Source organism: Komagataeibacter sp. NFXK3, assembly GCF_054182245.1.
Window position 1 is genome coordinate 1 of sequence record NZ_JAPIVJ010000087.1, and the last position, 926, is coordinate 926.

At 55.3% G+C, this 926-nt stretch carries 1 protein-coding gene; it reads right to left on the reverse strand.

Annotated features, from left to right (window positions below; genetic code table 11):
• Positions 1-121 (reverse strand): DUF4160 domain-containing protein (locus OQZ28_RS17595; RefSeq protein ID WP_458136702.1); only part of this gene is annotated, 121 nt, incomplete at its 3' end.
• Positions 122-926 lie beyond the last annotated feature (805 nt).

Consider the following 926-nt stretch of genomic DNA (forward strand, 5'->3'; position numbering starts at 1 on the left):
CTTTCCTGCCAATTTCAATCACCGCTTCTCCATCCGCGCTTATGACGTGAACGTGCATTGGCACATGATCTGCCGTGTAAATCACGACACGAAATCCATTGATGCGTAGAAGCGTCGGCATAATGCATCATATCCCTAACGCTTGGGTTTTTCAATCAGAACTATCCCACTGAAAGTCAGGAGGAGGATATCTGGACGGTCAGACAGAAATGGACAGCCCATCAATTCCTGATAAAGCCAGCAGAGCGCCATGGGAGGCCGCACAAAGCGCAATTCCCGTTATTGCCAACCCAACTAGCCGCCACACACAATAACGCCTGTACGGCCATCCTGTGGCGTCTGGTGGGCATGCTGCGACACGTGAGCTGCTGAATGATCGCCTGAATACCGGTGCGTCTTGAGCAGATTACGGTCTTGCCCGGTTCTTCTGGTGTTGCAGGCGTTGGGCGAGCGCGGAGCGGGAGCCCCGTAGGGCGCCGAAGGCGCCGACGCGGGAGAGGAGGGTGCTGGTGGAGAGACGATGCGGGAATGCATCGTCAGATTATGATTTTGCGCCGTAGGCATGTCCGTTTAGCGCAGCCCTGGAAGGGCGAGCAGGGGGATGCCGGGTGGGAGATCGCGCGAAGCGCGATCGGGGCGGCCGTAGGCCGCGAGCCGGCGGGGGCGTAGCCCCCAAGAGGCGGTGCCTTTTTTGTTAAGAATTTTGTTAAAATATATAGTGTAAGAGAGTTAAGCACTAAAAAACCTATGAAAAAACGATTGATAACAGTCTGTTACGGTTATGGGTGGTGGGTGAAACCGGGAGTGTCCTGAAGTCTGTGTATCTGGCCTGGCCCATGGGTTTTCAGATACTCAAGCGGCGAAGCGCTCGCCGAACATTATGGCGAACTGGTTGCGGGCTGCAAACCATTCCCGAACATTCCGCC